Origin of the sequence: Streptomyces sp. NPDC007856, assembly GCF_042868225.1 — a bacterium.
GTDB lineage: Bacteria > Actinomycetota > Actinomycetes > Streptomycetales > Streptomycetaceae > Streptomyces.
In genome coordinates, this window is sequence record NZ_JBIAEC010000021.1 from 103575 (window position 1) to 118742 (window position 15168).

The 15168-nt window shown below is 67.8% G+C and carries 12 protein-coding genes and 4 pseudogenes; 9 read left to right on the forward strand and 7 right to left on the reverse strand.

The features are described 5' to 3' along the window. The first annotated feature begins 166 nt into the window (after window positions 1–166). The 7 genes and pseudogenes from ACFYOH_RS37315 to ACFYOH_RS37345 all read left to right on the forward strand — a co-directional run. A complete protein-coding gene (locus tag ACFYOH_RS37315; protein ID WP_099935065.1) occupies window positions 167–853 on the forward strand; it encodes an isochorismatase family protein in 687 nt (228 codons plus the stop codon). A gap of 144 nt (window positions 854–997) precedes the next feature. Continuing rightward, window positions 998–2251: an MFS transporter gene (locus tag ACFYOH_RS37320; protein ID WP_388635149.1), complete on the forward strand. Its 1254-nt coding sequence runs from the start codon at window positions 998–1000 to the stop codon at window positions 2249–2251. A 111-nt stretch (window positions 2252–2362) separates the two neighbouring features. Continuing rightward, a pseudogene (locus tag ACFYOH_RS37325) lies at window positions 2363–2488 on the forward strand (hydrolase); the annotation flags it as partial. A 121-nt stretch (window positions 2489–2609) separates the two neighbouring features. After that, a complete protein-coding gene (locus ACFYOH_RS37330) occupies window positions 2610–3170 on the forward strand; it encodes an HAD hydrolase family protein (protein WP_388635182.1) in 561 nt (186 codons plus the stop codon). Between the two features lie 17 nt (window positions 3171–3187). Beyond that, window positions 3188–4036 (forward strand): IS5 family transposase, encoded by an 849-nt coding sequence (locus ACFYOH_RS37335; protein WP_388635151.1) that lies wholly within the window; start codon window positions 3188–3190, stop codon window positions 4034–4036. Further along, window positions 4033–4431: a hypothetical protein gene (locus ACFYOH_RS37340; RefSeq protein ID WP_388635153.1), complete on the forward strand. Its 399-nt coding sequence runs from the start codon at window positions 4033–4035 to the stop codon at window positions 4429–4431. The genes ACFYOH_RS37335 and ACFYOH_RS37340 overlap by 4 nt, the downstream gene beginning before the upstream one ends. A gap of 72 nt (window positions 4432–4503) precedes the next feature. Then, window positions 4504–4944, forward strand: a pseudogene (locus tag ACFYOH_RS37345) (DUF6461 domain-containing protein); the annotation flags it as partial. A 181-nt stretch (window positions 4945–5125) separates the two neighbouring features. Here the strand turns inward: ACFYOH_RS37345 and ACFYOH_RS37350 are convergent. Then, on the reverse strand, window positions 5126–6679 hold the full coding sequence (locus ACFYOH_RS37350) for an FAD-dependent monooxygenase (RefSeq protein WP_388635155.1): 1554 nt from the start codon (window positions 6677–6679) through the stop codon (window positions 5126–5128). Between the two features lie 297 nt (window positions 6680–6976). Here ACFYOH_RS37350 and ACFYOH_RS37355 point away from each other — a divergent pair, with 297 nt between their 5' ends. Then, entirely contained in the window at window positions 6977–7804 is an 828-nt protein-coding gene (locus ACFYOH_RS37355; protein ID WP_388635157.1) for an alpha/beta fold hydrolase, read from the forward strand. Window positions 7805–7973: 169 nt separating this feature from the next. Here ACFYOH_RS37355 and ACFYOH_RS37360 read toward each other — a convergent pair whose 3' ends face one another. From ACFYOH_RS37360 to ACFYOH_RS37370, 3 genes are all read right to left on the reverse strand, one after another. Then, complete coding sequence (locus ACFYOH_RS37360; protein WP_388635159.1) at window positions 7974–8117, reverse strand: VOC family protein; 144 nt, start codon at window positions 8115–8117, stop codon at window positions 7974–7976. Window positions 8118–8191: 74 nt separating this feature from the next. Then, window positions 8192–8416 carry a VOC family protein gene (locus ACFYOH_RS37365; protein WP_388635161.1) on the reverse strand — a complete coding sequence of 75 codons (225 nt, stop codon included), beginning with the start codon at window positions 8414–8416 and terminating at the stop codon, window positions 8192–8194. Between the two features lie 602 nt (window positions 8417–9018). Next, the gene (locus tag ACFYOH_RS37370) at window positions 9019–9606 is read right to left on the reverse strand and encodes a TetR/AcrR family transcriptional regulator (protein ID WP_388635163.1); all 588 of its coding nucleotides are present in this window, start codon (window positions 9604–9606) and stop codon (window positions 9019–9021) included. A gap of 363 nt (window positions 9607–9969) precedes the next feature. Here ACFYOH_RS37370 and ACFYOH_RS37375 point away from each other — a divergent pair, with 363 nt between their 5' ends. Continuing rightward, window positions 9970–10719 (forward strand): glucose 1-dehydrogenase, encoded by a 750-nt coding sequence (locus tag ACFYOH_RS37375; RefSeq protein WP_031026510.1) that lies wholly within the window; start codon window positions 9970–9972, stop codon window positions 10717–10719. A 953-nt stretch (window positions 10720–11672) separates the two neighbouring features. Here ACFYOH_RS37375 and ACFYOH_RS37380 read toward each other — a convergent pair. The 3 genes and pseudogenes from ACFYOH_RS37380 to ACFYOH_RS37390 form a co-directional block, all read right to left on the reverse strand. Continuing rightward, a pseudogene (locus ACFYOH_RS37380) lies at window positions 11673–12875 on the reverse strand (aldehyde dehydrogenase family protein). Next, window positions 12849–13445 (reverse strand): annotated as a pseudogene (locus ACFYOH_RS37385) (IS256 family transposase); the annotation flags it as partial. The pseudogenes ACFYOH_RS37380 and ACFYOH_RS37385, both read right to left, overlap by 27 nt. A gap of 76 nt (window positions 13446–13521) precedes the next feature. Continuing rightward, a complete protein-coding gene (locus ACFYOH_RS37390) occupies window positions 13522–14847 on the reverse strand; it encodes an IS110 family transposase (RefSeq protein ID WP_388635166.1) in 1326 nt (441 codons plus the stop codon). Window positions 14848–15168 lie beyond the last annotated feature (321 nt).

Genomic DNA, 15168 nt, shown 5'->3' on the forward strand with positions numbered 1-15168 from the left:
CAGGATATCTCCGACAGAGATTACCGTCATCTTTATCCATCTTCTCGACATGGGAAGCGGTGGCGGTGGCACGAGGTTGAAGAGGTCGTCGGCAGCGAGGGAGCTGCCGGTGAACCAGGGCATCCGGCCCGGTGCCGGATGCCCGCCCTTGAAGCAAGGAGACGTCATGTCGAACAACGGCCTCATCGACCCGGCCGACGCCGCGGTTCTGCTGGTGGACCACCAGAGCGGTCTGCTGCAGATCGTCAACCACACCAACATCCACGAGCTGCGCAACAACGTGGCTGTTCTGGCCAAGGCCGCCACCCTGGCCGGCGCCCCGGTGATCGCCACCGCGTCGGTCCCCGAGGGCCCGAACGGCCCGCTGATCCCCGAGGTCTTCGACAACGCCCCCCAGGCGACCTACGTCCAGCGTCACGGTGAGATCAACGCCTGGGACGTGGAGGGCTTCCGTAGCGCCGTCGCGCAGACCGGCCGCCGCACCCTCCTCGTCGCCGGCATCATGACCAGCGTCTGCGTCGTCGAGCCCGCGCTGGCCGCCCTCGCCGAGGGATACGACGTGTACGCCGTCATCGACGCCTCCGGCACCTACTCCGACGAGGCACAGCGGATCTCGATCGAGCGCCTGAGCCGCGCGGGCGTCAAGGTCATCGACGTCCTGGGTGTGGCGGCCGAGCTGCAGAAGACCTGGGCCCGCGAGGACTGGGCCGCCTGGGGCGGCATCTACGCGAGCGTCAGCCCAGGCTACGCCGCCGTCATGGAGTCCGTGGCCCGCGCCCAGGCGGAGGCCACCGGGTCCGAGGGCGCCGGCGCCGAGGTCAAGTGGGCCGAGGCCCGCGGCCGGCTGGCCTGAAACCCTTCGCCCGCCCCGGGCCGTCCGGCCCGGGGCAGCGAACCCGTCCTTCAGCGACTTGAGTTTCACGGTCGGCGTCGGTCCCAGGCGACGCCGGCCGGCCACCGTCACCACTCGGAGCACTCACGAAAACGGAGCACCCCCATGTCGTTGTCCGCCCCCCGGCTCGTTCGCCGGGCACCCGGCCAGCAGATCGCTGCCCGGCACTCGGCCCGCAGGCACGGGGTCGGGTTCTGGCTGATCGCCTCGGCGTTCGTCACGGCCATGGCGTTCTCCACCGTCCCGACGCCGCTGTACCCCCTCTACCAGGCACGCGACGGCTTCTCCACCTTCACCGTCACCATTGTGTTCGCCGTCTACGCCCTCGGCGTCCTGGCCAGCCTGCTGCTGGCCGGGCACATCTCGGACTGGGTCGGCCGACGCAAGGTTTTGATCACGGCGCTGACCCTCGAACTGGTCGCCGCCGCACTGTTCCTCACCCAGCCATCCCTGCCGCTCCTTCTCCTCGCACGGCTGGTCACCGGCCTCGGGGTCGGCATGCTCACCGCGACCGCCACCGCGCACCTGCACGACCTGCACACCGCACACCGCCCCGACGCCTCGCCGCAGCGCTTCGAGATCGTCTCCACCGCGGCCAACATCGGCGGCCTCGGCTTCGGCCCGCTCATCGCCGGCCTTCTCGCCCAGTACCTCGACGCCCCCCTGCGCCTGCCCTACCTCGTCTTCGGCGCCCTGCTGCTGATCAGCATCGCCGCGGTCGCGCTCACCCCCGAAACGGTCCAGGTGCAGTCCGTCAGGCCCGCCTACCGGCCGCAGCGCATCACCACCGACCACGGCGACCCCGCCGGATACCTGGCCGCCGCGGCCGCGGGCTTTGCGTCCTTCGCGGTCTTCGGCCTGTTCACCTCGCTGGCCCCCGGATTCGTCGGCCACACCCTGCACCACCCCTCCCGCGCACTGGCCGGACTGACCGTGTTCGCCGTGTTCGGCGCCTCCGCCGCGGCCCAGACCCTCACCAGCCGCCTCGACGCCACACTGCGCAGGAACATCGGTCTGTACGCCCAGGCCGCCGGGGCGACCGCACTCGCCATCGGCATGCACACCGCCAGCCTCACCCTGTTCCTGGTGGCCGGCATCACGGCCGGCATCGGCGCCGGAGTCCTGTTCAAATCCGCCGTCGGCACCGTCGTCGCCATGGCCACCCCGGCCAAACGCGGCGAAGCCCTCGCCGGCCTCTTCCTCATCTCCTACCTCGGCCTCGCCCTGCCCGCCATCGCCATCGGCATCGCCACCCGCTACACCACCATGACCACCGCGATGACCTGGTTCACCGCGGTCCTGCTCGCCCTGCTCACCACGGCCGGCCTCCTCGCCCGCCGTCCCAGCCACACCGACTGAGCGCATCCTCCGCCACCAGGCCCCAAAGACCCATGCGGCGCCACGCCCAGCCCCGTGCGGCCCCGCGCCCGGCCCACTCGACCAGCCCGCTCCCGGTCCGGAAAGTGCACCATGACAACGACGCCAACGCCGACGCCGACTCCAGCCTCCCCGCCGCATCCCCGGCCGAAGCTGGTGGCGACCGACCTCGACGGCACACTTCTGCACAGCGACGGCAGCCTGTCCCAGCGCACCCGGGCCGCCCTGACCGCGGCGAGCAAGGCCGGCATCCGCATCGCCCTCGTCACCGCCACGGTGCGTTCCCGCCCTGCTGGAGACCATCGGACGGCACTACGTCATCGCCGCCAACGGCGCCGCACTGTACGCGCCGGACGCAACCACGATCCACATCTCCCCAATACGGTCCGACACGGCGACCGAACTCGTGACGCGACTGCGCGATGCCGTGCCCGGCGTCTCCTTCGCCGTGGAATACGAGACGGCATACGGCCACGAACCTGACTACCCCAACTGGTCGTTCGGCGAAGAGGCCGTCGAGCTAATCGGTCCCGCCGAGGACCTGCTCACGCCGGCGCCGGGCCGCCATGTACTCAAGCTCCTCGCCCACCACCCCACACTGCCCCTCGACGTCTTCTACGAGCAGGCGCGACGCAGTGCCGGCAGCAGTGCCGAGACGACCCACTCCACGGGTTTGTCGCTGGTGGAGTTCAGCGCGCCCGGCGTCACCAAGGCCGCCACACTCCTCGCGTGGAGCAGCCGGCTCGGCATTACCGCCGACGAGATCGCCGCCTTCGGCGACATGCCCATTCGCCCTTGCGCGCCCATGGGCGGGTCAAACCGTGCCCGCAGACCAGGACACGGGACCTCCCATCACACCAGAAAATCGGGGAACTTCTTTGAGTGGGTGGTTCGTTGGTGATCTGGTGATGTGACCGGGTGAGTGAACGCAAGCCGTACCCGAGTGACTTATCGGACGAGCAGTGGTCGTTGATCGAGCCGGTGATCACCGCGTGGAAGGACCGGCACCGCTCGGTCAGCGGTCATCAGGGCGCCTACGACATGCGAGAGATCGTGAACGCCATCCTCTACCAGGGGCGGACCGGTTGCCAGTGGGCCTATCTCCCGCACGACCTGCCGCAGAAGAGCGCGACGTACTACTACTTCGCCGCCTGGCGGGACGACGGGACCGACCAGGTCATTCATGAACTCCTGCGCTGCCAGGTCCGGGAGAGGGCCCGGCGATTAGAGGACCCGACCCTGGTGGTGCTGGACACCCAGAGTGTCCACGTGGCCGCCGGGGTCCCCGCCTCCACGAGTGGCCACGATCCGGCCAAGCGGGTGCCCGGCCGCAAGCGCGGCCTGGCCGTGGACGTCCTCGGCCTGGTCATCACGGTCGTCGTCCTCGCTGCGAACACCCACGACAACGCCGCGGGCATCGTCCTGCTTGACCAGGTCGCCGAGCACGCCGGCGGAACCGTGCGCAAAGCCCTGGTCGACCAGGGCTTCAAGAATCAGGTCGTCATGCACGGCGCCGACCTGGGCATCGACGTCGAGATCGTCGAACGCAACCCGCAGGTCAAGGGGTTCGTGCCGCAGCCGAAGCGGTGGAGGGTCGAGCAGACCTACGGGATCCTGATACTGCACCGGCGCCTGGTCCGCGACTACGAGCACCGCCCCTCCTCCCCGGCTTCCCGCGTCTACTGGGCGATGACCCACGTCATGACCCGACGCCTCACCGGCGCGAACGCCCCCACCTGGCGCGAGACGCAGGCGGTGGCAGCGTGAACATCGAGCCCCTCCTCGACGCCCTGGACCTCCAGGAAGACGCCGCCCGGGCCCTGGCCGACGACCTCCGCGCACAGATCGACGACCTGCAGACCCGGCTGCGGGAGGCCGAGACCCACCTGGAGCATCTCGCGATCACCCGCAAGACCATCACCGGCCTCGCCGACCGGCTCCCGGCCCACACACCGGACCTGCCCGAGCACCCGGACTACCCCCGCATTCTCGCCGCCTTCAACCACGCGACCGGGCCGCTACGGGCCAAGGACGTCTGCGAAGCCCTCGGCCACGAACTGCTGCCGAAGAACGTCGAAGGCACTCGCGCCAAGCTGAAACGCCTGGTCAAACTCGGGATCCTCACCGAGGTCGACACCGGCAACTTCGCCAGGAAGCCATAGCCGACGGAACCTCCACCAGCGACCTTGCCCAGCCTCACCCAGAAACGGACATCACCTTACGAACCGCCCACTAAGGACGGTGAGCTCCGTACGACGTTTGAGGGCCCCTCGTCGCGTGATGGCAGCAGCCCCGATGAACTGGTTCCTTTGCTGCGGGAAGTCGGCTTCCCCCTGACTTCAGAGGGAGAGCACGACGAGAACGCCCCGACCGTCGACGGGAAGGCGGCGGTCCTCGCTCTGGCCGAGAGACTCACAGGCATACGCGTCACCGAATCCCTCCTTCAGGACGCCACGTACGAACTGGGGCTCGTCCCCGAACGGCCCGCTGAGGACTGGACCGGCCTGGTCATCGACATCACCGATGCCCACGGAGAGCGTCTGTACAGGGAATGGACCTACGAGGAGATCGCGGCGGCTTCCGACCGCGCACGGGCGGAGGCGAACGCGCCGGTCGTGGTCACCTACAACGAGCCTGTCGCCACGGACCGTCCGGAACACGAGACGGGTGAGTAGCGAACGAGCGCGTGGAGGGTGCCCCCGGGCACCCGCTGCCCTTAAGGGTGGGTCGGTCTGCGACTGCTGAGGTGAGAGCGGCCGATGCGGCCAGCGTGACAGGAAGACCGCCACTTCCTGCGAAGCGGCGGTCTCCTTTGCGTCGTTCCTGCTCAAAACGAGACCCGTGTGAAGACGGATCCTAACGCGGTGACGAGGCGACGGAGCTGGTGCCCTGTGTGCCGCACCATTCGGTCAGTGCTCGGCGGGCCGCGGTGATGCGATGTTCTGGTGACTCGTCTGAGATGGCCCATGCGATGTAGGCGTCTGGTCTGACCAGAACGCATTTCTTGGTGGCGCCCTTCGGGGACACGATCTCGACCTCGTCGGTCCACTCTGTGATGAGTGAGGGGAGGCGGTCGGTGTCGGACGGTGTGACGAGGACGAACCGTCGCTTGCGGAGGGCTTCGTAGAGTCTGCGTCCGTCGGTGAGGGGGATGTCAGGTGCCCGCTTGCCGACGAGGGGGTGTGCGCCGGCCGGTGCGGTGTAGGAGATGTCGATTCCCGAGATCGCCTTGGCCAGTCGTCGGGCCACTGGCGGGGTTTGCAGCACCGTACGCGCTGAGAGGTCACGGAGGCCGCACAGTGCCCGTGGTGTGGTGAGGACGCCGCGGAGCAGTGCGCCGCTCATCCGCAGGACCCGGTGTCCCACCGGGTGGCGTTCGTTCTGGTAGCTGTCGAGCAGAGTGTCTGGTGCGCGGCCGCGCTGAACGGCCGCGAGTTTCCAGCTCAGGTTCGCGGAGTCCTGGATGCTGGTGTTGAGGCCCATGCCGCCGGCGGGGGAGTGGACGTGGGCGGCGTCGCCGACGAGGAACACCCGGCCTACCCGGTAGCGGGGGGACTGGCGTTCGTCACTGTGGAATCGGGAGAGCCAGCGGGGGTCGTGCATGCCGAAGTCGCTGCCGAGCGCCTGGCGTGCGACGTCTTTGATTTCCTCCAGGTCGACCGATGCGTTGTCGGGCATGGGGTGGTGGCGATTCCATGCCATGACCCTGAACCAGCCGTCGCCGAACGGGACGACGATGGCGAAGGCGTCTCCGATTGCCGCCACGGTGGGCGGCTTCTTCGGCGGGTCGGCCATGCGGACGTCTGCGAGCATCATGGAGCGAACGGCGGAGCGGCCGGGGAACGGGAGGCCGAGGGACTGGCGTACGCAGCTGTTCCGTCCGTCCGCGCCGACGACGTAGTCCGCGCGCAGGCTCTGTTCAGTGCCAGCTGGTGTCTTCACGGTGACGTCGACACCGGTGGGGTCTTGCTGGACGCCGGTCACTTCATGCGCTCGCATGATGTTGACGCCGTGTTCCAGGGCGCGGGCCAGGAGCAGACGCTCGGTGTTGTACTGGGGCGTCACGAGTACGTGAGGGTATCGCGTAGGCAGGTGCGAGAGATCGATCCGCAGGAATTGCAGGATCGGGTTGCGCAGGCCGGTCATCAGCAGGTCGTCGGCAAGGCCCCGGGCGTCCAGTTGCTCCATCGTTCGGGCGTGAACGGCGAATGCGCGGGTCAGCTGGGATTCCCCCTCTCGCCGTTCCACGACGGTGCAGCGCACTCCGGCCTCGGCCAGGTCACCTGCGAGCAGCAACCCCGCTGGACCAGCACCGACGACCAGCACATCAACGTCGGATCTCATATTCTGTCCTCCGCGTGCCACACAACGAGTAGAACGACGGGTGATCTCCTGGCTGCCGCCCGCCACCGGTGGTGATGTCCAGGGCGGGTGGGTGACTGTGCCCGGGAGTTCACTCGAGTGGCGTAACCGGTGAATTCTCCTGACCGTGGATGTGCCCGCGGCATGTAAGGACCACCGTACGAGACAGACCACTTCCTCGCTTGTCAGGCAACGGCCGTCCCACTCGTACCGAAGCGGTGTTTCCAGACGCGCTGAATCGCTGCCCCGCAATTATGTTGACCTCGTGCGGCGCCGCTTTCCCGTCACACCCCCGGAGGGCGTGACGTAAGGGGCCCGCGAGCGGACATCGAGAGGAGCGCAACCATGCCCTTCGCCACCGCCGAGGACGGCACGCAGATCTTCTACAAGGACTGGGGCTCGGGCCAACCCGTCGTCTTCTCCCACGGCTGGCCGCTCACCGCCGACGCCTGGGACCCCCAGATGAAGCTCATGGTGGACAACGGATTCCGCGCCGTCGCCCACGACCGACGCGGCGGCGGACGCTCCGGTCAGCCCTGGGACGGCAACAACCTCGACACCTACGCCGACGACCTGGCCGCGGTAATCGAAACCGAAGACCTGCGCGACATCATCCTGGTCGGGCACTCCACCGGCGGCGGCGAAGTCACCCGCTACATCGGCCGGCACGGCACGGCACGGGTCGCCAAACTGGTCCTGCTCGGCGCCATCCCGCCGCTGATGCTGAAGACGGAAGCCAACCCCGAGGGCCTGCCGATCGAGGTGTTCGACGAGATCCGCCAGGGTGTGCTCACGGACCGCTCGCAGTACTACAAGGACCTCAGTGCCCCGTTCTACGGTGCCAACCGTGAGGGCTCGACCGTCTCCCAGGGAACGCGTGACGAATTCTGGCTCTGGAGCATGACCGTCGGCATCAAGGGCGCCTACGACTGCATCAAGGCGTTCTCCGAGACGGACACGACCGAGGACCTGAAGAAGGTCGATGTGCCGACACTGATCGTGCACGGCGACGACGACCAGATCGTGCCCATCGTCTCCGCGGGCGCCAAATCATCCAAGATCGTCAAGGACGCGCAGTACAAGGTCTACGAGGGCGCACCTCATGGCCTTGCGATGGTGCCCAAGTACGCCGAGATCTTCAACAGAGACCTGCTTGAGTTCGCGCGTAGTTAGCGCCGTCCCCCGGTCCTGGGTCAACGGCGGCGCTGCCGTTAACCCAGGACACTGCCGGCCAGTGGCGCTGTGAATTGGCGCCCGGGAGGGACGGTTCAAAGATGTCCCGGGCAACCATGTCCGGAGCGCCTGAAACTGGCTCGGCAGCCTGGGCGATCGGTTCGCCGTGTCAGCCGATCGGGCTTGCGCCCTGCTGGAAGACGTTGATGAGGTTTCCGTCGTTGTCGCGGATCGCGGTCGAGATGCTGCCGTCGCCGAGGTCCATCTGCTCCCAGACGGTCGTCACGCCCAGATCACGGAAGGTGCGGGTCACGCTGGCGAGGTCCTCGACACGGAAGACCAGGGCCTTGTTGCCGATCGGGCGGATGTGGGCGGGGGGCTCTGCCGTCAGTTCGGGGTCCGCACACCGTCTGCGGGCTGAAGGAGCTCGAGCCGGAACCCGGGACCTTCCAGGAAGGCGACGTCCGCTCCGATGGCGTCGAAGCGGGACTTCGCCAGCAGGGTGAGGCCGAACACCCGGTTCCACCACTGGATCGACGCGTCGAGGTCACTGACGGAAATCGTCACGTTGTGGAGGCTGTAGGGGAAGGGCGGCTGGGCAGCGGTGGTCATGGTGATCACTTTTCGTTGGGCGGGTGCAGGCGTTTGCGGTGGGGCACGCGAGACCCCTCGCGCATTCCGCCCGGCTTCTCTGTGCTGTGCAGCGGAACAGTCTGTGCCCGTCTGCCGCCGACCCGACGTCTACTTGCAATAGCGAATCAGCGGGTCGTAGGCCAAACGTAGACCTTATGGACCGTACAGTCAAGAACTTGTGTCCTCTTCAGGTGCATTGCGAAGTCAGTGGATCAATGCACCAGTTGGCGAATCGCCGTCGGCGTGCGGAAGTGAGGCGCGAGCGAGGTCCCGCGCGGACTTGGGTAGCCTGGAGACTTTGCCGTCAGGGCCCGTGCGCAATGGGCCGGCGCCGTCGGCTGCCGGAGCGTCGTCCGGCCCGCGTGCGGCGCAGTCGATGGCGCAGCCGCCCGGCCGGAGTGCCTGCTCAAGGGCATGGTGAAAGGGGCAGGCCGTCAACCGCGCTGGGGCGGGCGCCCGGGCCACTCGTGGGGGTGCTCGGAGGGCAGGTAATGCGCGTGCTCGCAGCCGACTCAAGCGGGCCCACCCGGGTCCCTGCCGGTCGGCAGGTCACCTGTGAAGGGTGCTGGCCCGCAGGATGGTCAGTGTCGGGAGAGCTGCTTGAGGGCGGCCTGGCTTATCTGCAGCAGAGCCGAGCCGTCCATGCCGGTCTTCGCGAGAAACTCGATGCCCTGCATGACGGCAAGGAGCAGCCGCCCGACCTCCTGGGCGTCCGCCCCCGGTTCGACCGCCCCCTCGTCCTGGGCTTCCTTCACGCAGGCGATCAGAAGATCTTCGACCGCTTGGTAGCTGCTCCGGGCCCGGGAGACGACGTCCGGATCATTGCTGTGCAGCTCGGACGTGCTGTTGACCAAAAGGCAGCCGCGCCGCTGCGGGTCCTCCGTGAATCCCTTGGCCACGCCCTCAACGAGCAGGGTCAGGCGTTCGAAGGCCGTACCGGGCCCGGTCAGGACCGCCCGGACGCCGTTGAGCTGTTCGTCGCGGTAGCCGTCCAGCACGTGCAGGAACAGCTGCCGCTTGTCGCCGAAGGCCCCGTACAGGCTCCCCTTGCCCAGTCCGGTGGCGTCCGTCAGGTCCTGCAGTGACGTCGCCGCGTACCCCTGATTCCAGAACTGCTCGCGCGCAGACTCCAGAACCTGGTTCTCGTCGAAATTCCGCGGTCGTCCCATGTTCAACAGCATACGTCCTTCTTGACCTATCGGTCCAGATCGTGAGCGCCCGGCTGCATGCGGCACACAGGGGGACAGGCTGGGTGGTGGCGGGGTGTGTGGCGCACGACTCCCCCCGGCGCCCCGGCGCCCCGGCGCCCCGGCGCCCCGGCGTCCTAGCGTCCCGGCGGGCGGACCGGCGTCGGCCGGCTCGTTGCCGCTCGGCGGTGTGGATGCAGTCACGTTTTTGCCCGAGCGGTCCATAACGTGGTTCTTTACCGTACAGTCCATAAGTGGCCCGGGGCTGTCCGCTCCGGGCTGTACCACTGCAGCGACACATGGTGCACGACTTTTGGCGTTTGCACCGGACAGGGATAAGCGATCATGGGACAGCTCGACGGGAAGACGGCAGTCGTCACCGGAGGCAACAGCGGAATCGGACTGGCCACAGCCAAGCGATTCGCGCGTGAGGGCGCGCACGTGTTCATCACCGGCCGTCGGCAGGAGGCTCTCGACGCCGCGCTGGCCGAGATCGGTGGGGAAGCCACCGCCGTCCGGGGCGACGTCGCGAACCTCGCGGACATCGACCGCCTCTACGCGGCTGTCGCCGAGCGGGGCCGGTCCATCGACGTACTGTTCGCCAACGCGGGCGGCGGTGAGTTCGCCGCGCTTGAGCAGGTCACCGAGGAGCACTTCGACGCCACTTTCAACATCAACGTGCGAGGCATGCTCTTCACCGTTCAGAAGGCAATTCCGCTGCTCAACGACGGCGCCTCGGTGATCCTGACCGGATCGACTGCTGCCACCTCAGGTGGCGCCGCCTTCGGCGTGTACGCCGCGTCCAAGGCCGCGGTCCGCTCCTTCTCCCGCACCTGGGCCAACGAGCTCAGCGGCCGCGCAATCCGAGTGAACACCCTGGTGCCCGGCCCGATCGTCACCCCGGGCATCACCGGCCTGGCCGCGGACGCCGACCAGGCCGCGAAGATGAGGGACGCCTTCGCCAGCCAGATACCGCTGGGCCGGATGGGGCACCCGGACGAGGCCGCAGCCGCCGCACTGTTCCTCGCCAGCAATGAGAGCAGCTTCGTCACCGGATCCGAGCTGTTCGTCGATGGCGGACTCAACCAGATCTGAGCGCCGCAAGACGATGCGCTTGCCCGTCCCAGCGAAGACAAGAGTGTGACCGCGTCGCGGTCACACCGGTAGTCACACCGAACCTTCGGGCGAGCGCAGCCCCGCCGGTGTGCGGGCACACGGCGCCCCCCGGAATCGGCTGAGGGCGTGGAGTCGGACGCCGTACACACAGATGATCAGCAGAGCACCGTCGCCCGGCGGTTTTGGCCAGCGGCGGCGCCGACGACCGTGCGTGCCGCCGCAGCCACCGAGTTCATACAGCCGGCGGAAGCGCCAGAAGACATGGGGCCTCTCCGGCAGGGCATCTCAGGGCATGAAATACCTCGAGTCCCTCCGTCGCTGCGGCCATAGGAATGACGTGTGCTTCTGGGCGCCAGCACCGGCGTAAGCGACATGAGTGGGGCCCGGCCGTGAACGGCCGGGCCCCATTCCTATGGTCCGTGCGAGTCAGATCACCACCGCTGACCTCGTCCGCGGCCGCCACCCGCGCGCGAGTAGAGCGTGACGAACCCGAGCAGTCACAGCACCAGGACGGCGGGCGCCACCCGTCAAGGGGTCTTGACGATGAAACGCACCGAACGAGGCGCGTGCGAAAGCTGAACGAGCAGCAGGGGAGACATGGTTGTCGACCTCGTGTGCCATCACTTGGTCCACTGTGGCTCCTTCGGTCCATGGCCCGGCTGAGAGGACCACGGGATGCCGAACTGCTCAGCCGGATCTGCACAAGGGGCGGCGACGGCGGGTTCGAGCCGGACGCCGGCCTGCCCTCCGCGACCACCGGCGCCGAGCATGCAGCACGACATCTGATGAACTGGCGCTGCTCGGTCCGCAGACTTGGACGAACCGCACAGCGGAGCCACCCACAGTCCTGTCGTACTGCACGGCTCTCGTACGCCCCCTCGCACCGTCGTTCCCGGCGAGCGTTCGCCTCGCAGGGGGCTGTGAGCGAACTGCTATATCGCCAGGTCAGTAAGGACCAGCACGCGCTCGTAGGTGTAATCCGCCATGGCGAACTTCACTCCTTCGCGGCCGACACCAGACTGCTTGACCCCGCCGTAGGGCATCTGGTCGGCGCGATAGGAGGGCACGTCGCCGATCACGACTCCGCCGACCTCCAGTGCCCGATGTGCCCGGAAGGCAGCCTGCAGGTCGCGTGTGAACACACCCGTCTGCAGGCCATACTTGGAGTCGTTCACAGCGGCGAAAGCCTCGGCCTCACCGGACACCTTGAGGACCGTGAGAACTGGCCCGAAGACCTCCTCGCAGGCCAAGGTCGTGTCTGCCGGAACATCCGCGAGGACCGTAGGCGCGTACGAAGCGCCCTCCCGCTTGCCGCCCGTGTACAGCGTGGCCCCGGAACCGACGGCTTCGTCGACCCACGACTCGACGCGGCATGCGGCGTCCTCACTGACGAGCGGACCCACATCAGTTCTGTCATCCGAGGGGTCCCCGGTGACCTGAGACTCAACGGCCGCCACGATACGCGGCAGCAGCCGGTCGTACACCGCGGCGTCGGCTATGACACGCTGCACGGAGATACAGGACTGCCCGCCCTGGTAGTTGGAGAACACAGCGATACGCTTGGCGGCCCAGTCAAGATCCTCGTCGCTCGCAAAGTCGGCCAACACCACGGCCGCCCCGTTCCCGCCGAGCTCCAGTGTGCAGTGCTTCCTGGGAACCGAGTCCATGATGGCGTACCCGACCCTTTCGGAGCCGGTGAACGAGATGACGGGCAGGCGCTCGTCCTGCACCAGCCCCGGCATCCGGTCATTGGCGACGGGAAGGATGCTCCATGAACCGGCCGGCAGTTCGGTCTCGGCAAGCAGGTCACCCAGGATCAGACCCTACAGCGGAGTATTGGGCGCCGGCTTCAGGATGATCGGGGCGCCGGCCGCGATAGCCGGGGCGACCTTGTGGGCACATTGGTTCAGCGGGAAGTTGAACGGCGTGATGCCCAGCACAACGCCCTTCGGGAAGCGACGGGTGAGCGCGAGCCGCCCCTGGCCGCCGGCGTCGGTGTCCAGCCGCTGAGCCTCACCGCTGTTGAAACGGCGGGCTTCCTCCGCGGCGAACCTGAACACGGACACCGCACGGCCGACCTCACCGCGAGCCCATTTGATCGGCTTCCCGTTCTCTGCAGAGATGAGCTGCGCGATCTCCTCGCTACGCTCGAACCGCAGGAACGGAGTGAACTCCTCCCACGCGTTCTCCCACAGCTTCACGATCGCCGGATACTTCCTGCCCCAGGCGTCGACGAACTCGGCGAACCGCTCCAGTGCGGCCTCTTCGGTCGGCGCGGTGTAGACGGGCTTGAGGAGCCCGGCGATCTTCTCCCAGTCCTGGCGGGCGGCATAGCGGAAAGAGTTCCGCAGCAGGTGGACCACGCAGGTCTGCACGATGGTGCGAGGCCAGACCGTTTCCACCGCCTCGGGCAGACCCTTGAGCCCGTCGCAGACCAGCATCAGCACATCGCTCACTCCGCGATTCTTGATCTCGGTGAGGATGTGCAGCCAGTGCTTGGCGCCTTCACCGCCATCGCCGGCCCACAGGCCCAGAATCTCCCTTCGGCCCTCGGCGGTCACGGCCAGGGCCACATAGATGGGGCGGTTGGCGACCGCGCCGTCGCGGATTTTCACGTGGATGGCGTCAATGAAGACCACCGGATAGACGGAGTCCAGAGGGCGGCTCTGCCATTCAGACATGCCCTCGAGAACCTTGATGCTGATCGGAAGATCGACGTGCGGGAGGGCAGGCGGCAGCATCCGGACCGCTTGCGGACCGGATGGCGGTGAGACGAGACGGTCAGGCTGATGCCGGGCTGAGCGCGACTTGGTGGCCGAGGGCCTGGAGCTGGCGGACGAGGTCGCGGGTTTTGCGGGCGGGGTCGAGGTGACGGCGATGCCAGTCGGCACCGAGTTCCTGGTAGAAGGCGTCCGGGTCGTTGATCAGGTGCCAGGCGATGACGAGTATCGAGCGGGCGACGGCGACCAGGGCTTTGGCATGGCCGCGGCGTTTGACGATGCGGCGGTAGCGGGCACGGAGGAAGGTGTCGGTGCGGGCTGCGGCGTTGGCGGCCTCGCCGAGGGCGCCCTTGAGCCAGGGGTTTCCCTGCCCGGCCGGCCCCGAGGTGTTCTTTGCTCCGGACTGGATCGTGCGGGGGCACAACTTGGCCCAGGACACCAGGTGTCCAGGGGTGGGGAAGCGGCTCATGTCCGCGCCGATCTCGGCGAGGATGATCTGCGCGGTGGCCGGCCCGATCCCAGGGACGGCGTCCAGCTTCTCGGCCAGAGTCTGGGCACTGACCGCGGTGGCCTCGTCCCCGGTGCCTGTGCCGCCTGGCGGGGTGGTGATCTCTTCCACTGTCCGGGCGATCAGCCGGTCGAGTTCGTCGATCTGTGCGGTGAGGTGGTCGACGGTGGACAGCAGCACCCGCAGCAGCCGGGCGTGGTGGTCTTCGAACTGCCCGGTCAGGGACTCGATGAGGGCCGGTTTCTTCTTGACCAGGTTGCCCTTGGCGAGGTCGGCCAGGGTGCGCGGGTTGCGTTCTCCGGCGACCAGCGCGTCGAGCATGGCCCGTCCGGACATGCCGAACAGGTCCGAGACGACGCCGGACAGTTTGTTCTGTGCGTCCTGCAGGGCCTTGTCGACCCGGTGCTTGTGCCGGGTGCGTTCCTGGACGAACACGGTGCGGGTGCGGGTGTAGTCCCGCAGCTGTCGCACCGGCTTGGGTGGGACGAACGAGGCGCGGACCATGCCGCGTTCGGCGAGTTTGGCCAGCCAGACCGCGTCCAGCTTGTCGGTCTTCGGGCGCCCGGGGACGTTCTTCACGTCACGAGCGTTGACGAGCCAGCAGTCCAGACCGCGGGCCTCCAGCAGGTAGAAGAACGGGCGCCAGTACGAGCCTGTCGCCTCCATGACCACCCGCTCGACGCCCTGGCAGACCAGCCGGTCGCCGAGTTCGAGGATCGTGTTCGTGGTCGAGGCGACCGTCCAGACCTTCTGAACACGCCGGCCCTCGATGGTGTCGTGCGGGACGCGCAGGCAGACCATCCCGGACGCCTTCGCGATGTCGATCGCCGCGACCCTGGCGACCGTCCCGTCGTCGTGGTCTTCTCCCAACTCCTCCATGACATACCCCCTGGTGTGCTGGTGCAGGCAGGGGCTGCCCGGGAAGCCAAAGGGGTAACGGAGAAGCTGATCGGCGTGCTCAAGGCGACAGTGTGCGGCCCCCCTCGGACGGCTCCCTCACCAGTCCTATGCGGGCTCACAGCCCAAACATCAAACGGTGTCGGCGGACAGCCCCTATACCGATTTTCACGCCCGCGGGGCGTCACCGCAGGTGAACGGTCGACTCCTATGAAGCTTCTATGTCCCGTCAACCCCCAATTCGGCCGCGGCGGCGTTGTTGAGATGACGGTAGAGGCGTCGGGCGAGGTAGCGCTTGAGGCA

Excerpts from the sequence above, each read along its gene's own strand:
- ACFYOH_RS37365 (WP_388635161.1), bottom strand. The coding sequence starts at position 8,416 with ATGACCACCGCTGCCCAGCCGCCCTTCCCCTACAGCCTCCACAACGTG.
- ACFYOH_RS37375 (WP_031026510.1), top strand. The coding sequence starts at position 9,970 with ATGGGACAGCTCGACGGGAAGACGGCAGTCGTCACCGGAGGCAACAGC.
- ACFYOH_RS37390 (WP_388635166.1), bottom strand. The coding sequence starts at position 14,847 with ATGGAGGAGTTGGGAGAAGACCACGACGACGGGACGGTCGCCAGGGTC.
- ACFYOH_RS37315 (WP_099935065.1), top strand. The coding sequence starts at position 167 with ATGTCGAACAACGGCCTCATCGACCCGGCCGACGCCGCGGTTCTGCTG.
- ACFYOH_RS37355 (WP_388635157.1), top strand. The coding sequence starts at position 6,977 with ATGCCCTTCGCCACCGCCGAGGACGGCACGCAGATCTTCTACAAGGAC.
- ACFYOH_RS37370 (WP_388635163.1), bottom strand. The coding sequence starts at position 9,606 with ATGGGACGACCGCGGAATTTCGACGAGAACCAGGTTCTGGAGTCTGCG.
- ACFYOH_RS37320 (WP_388635149.1), top strand. The coding sequence starts at position 998 with ATGTCGTTGTCCGCCCCCCGGCTCGTTCGCCGGGCACCCGGCCAGCAG.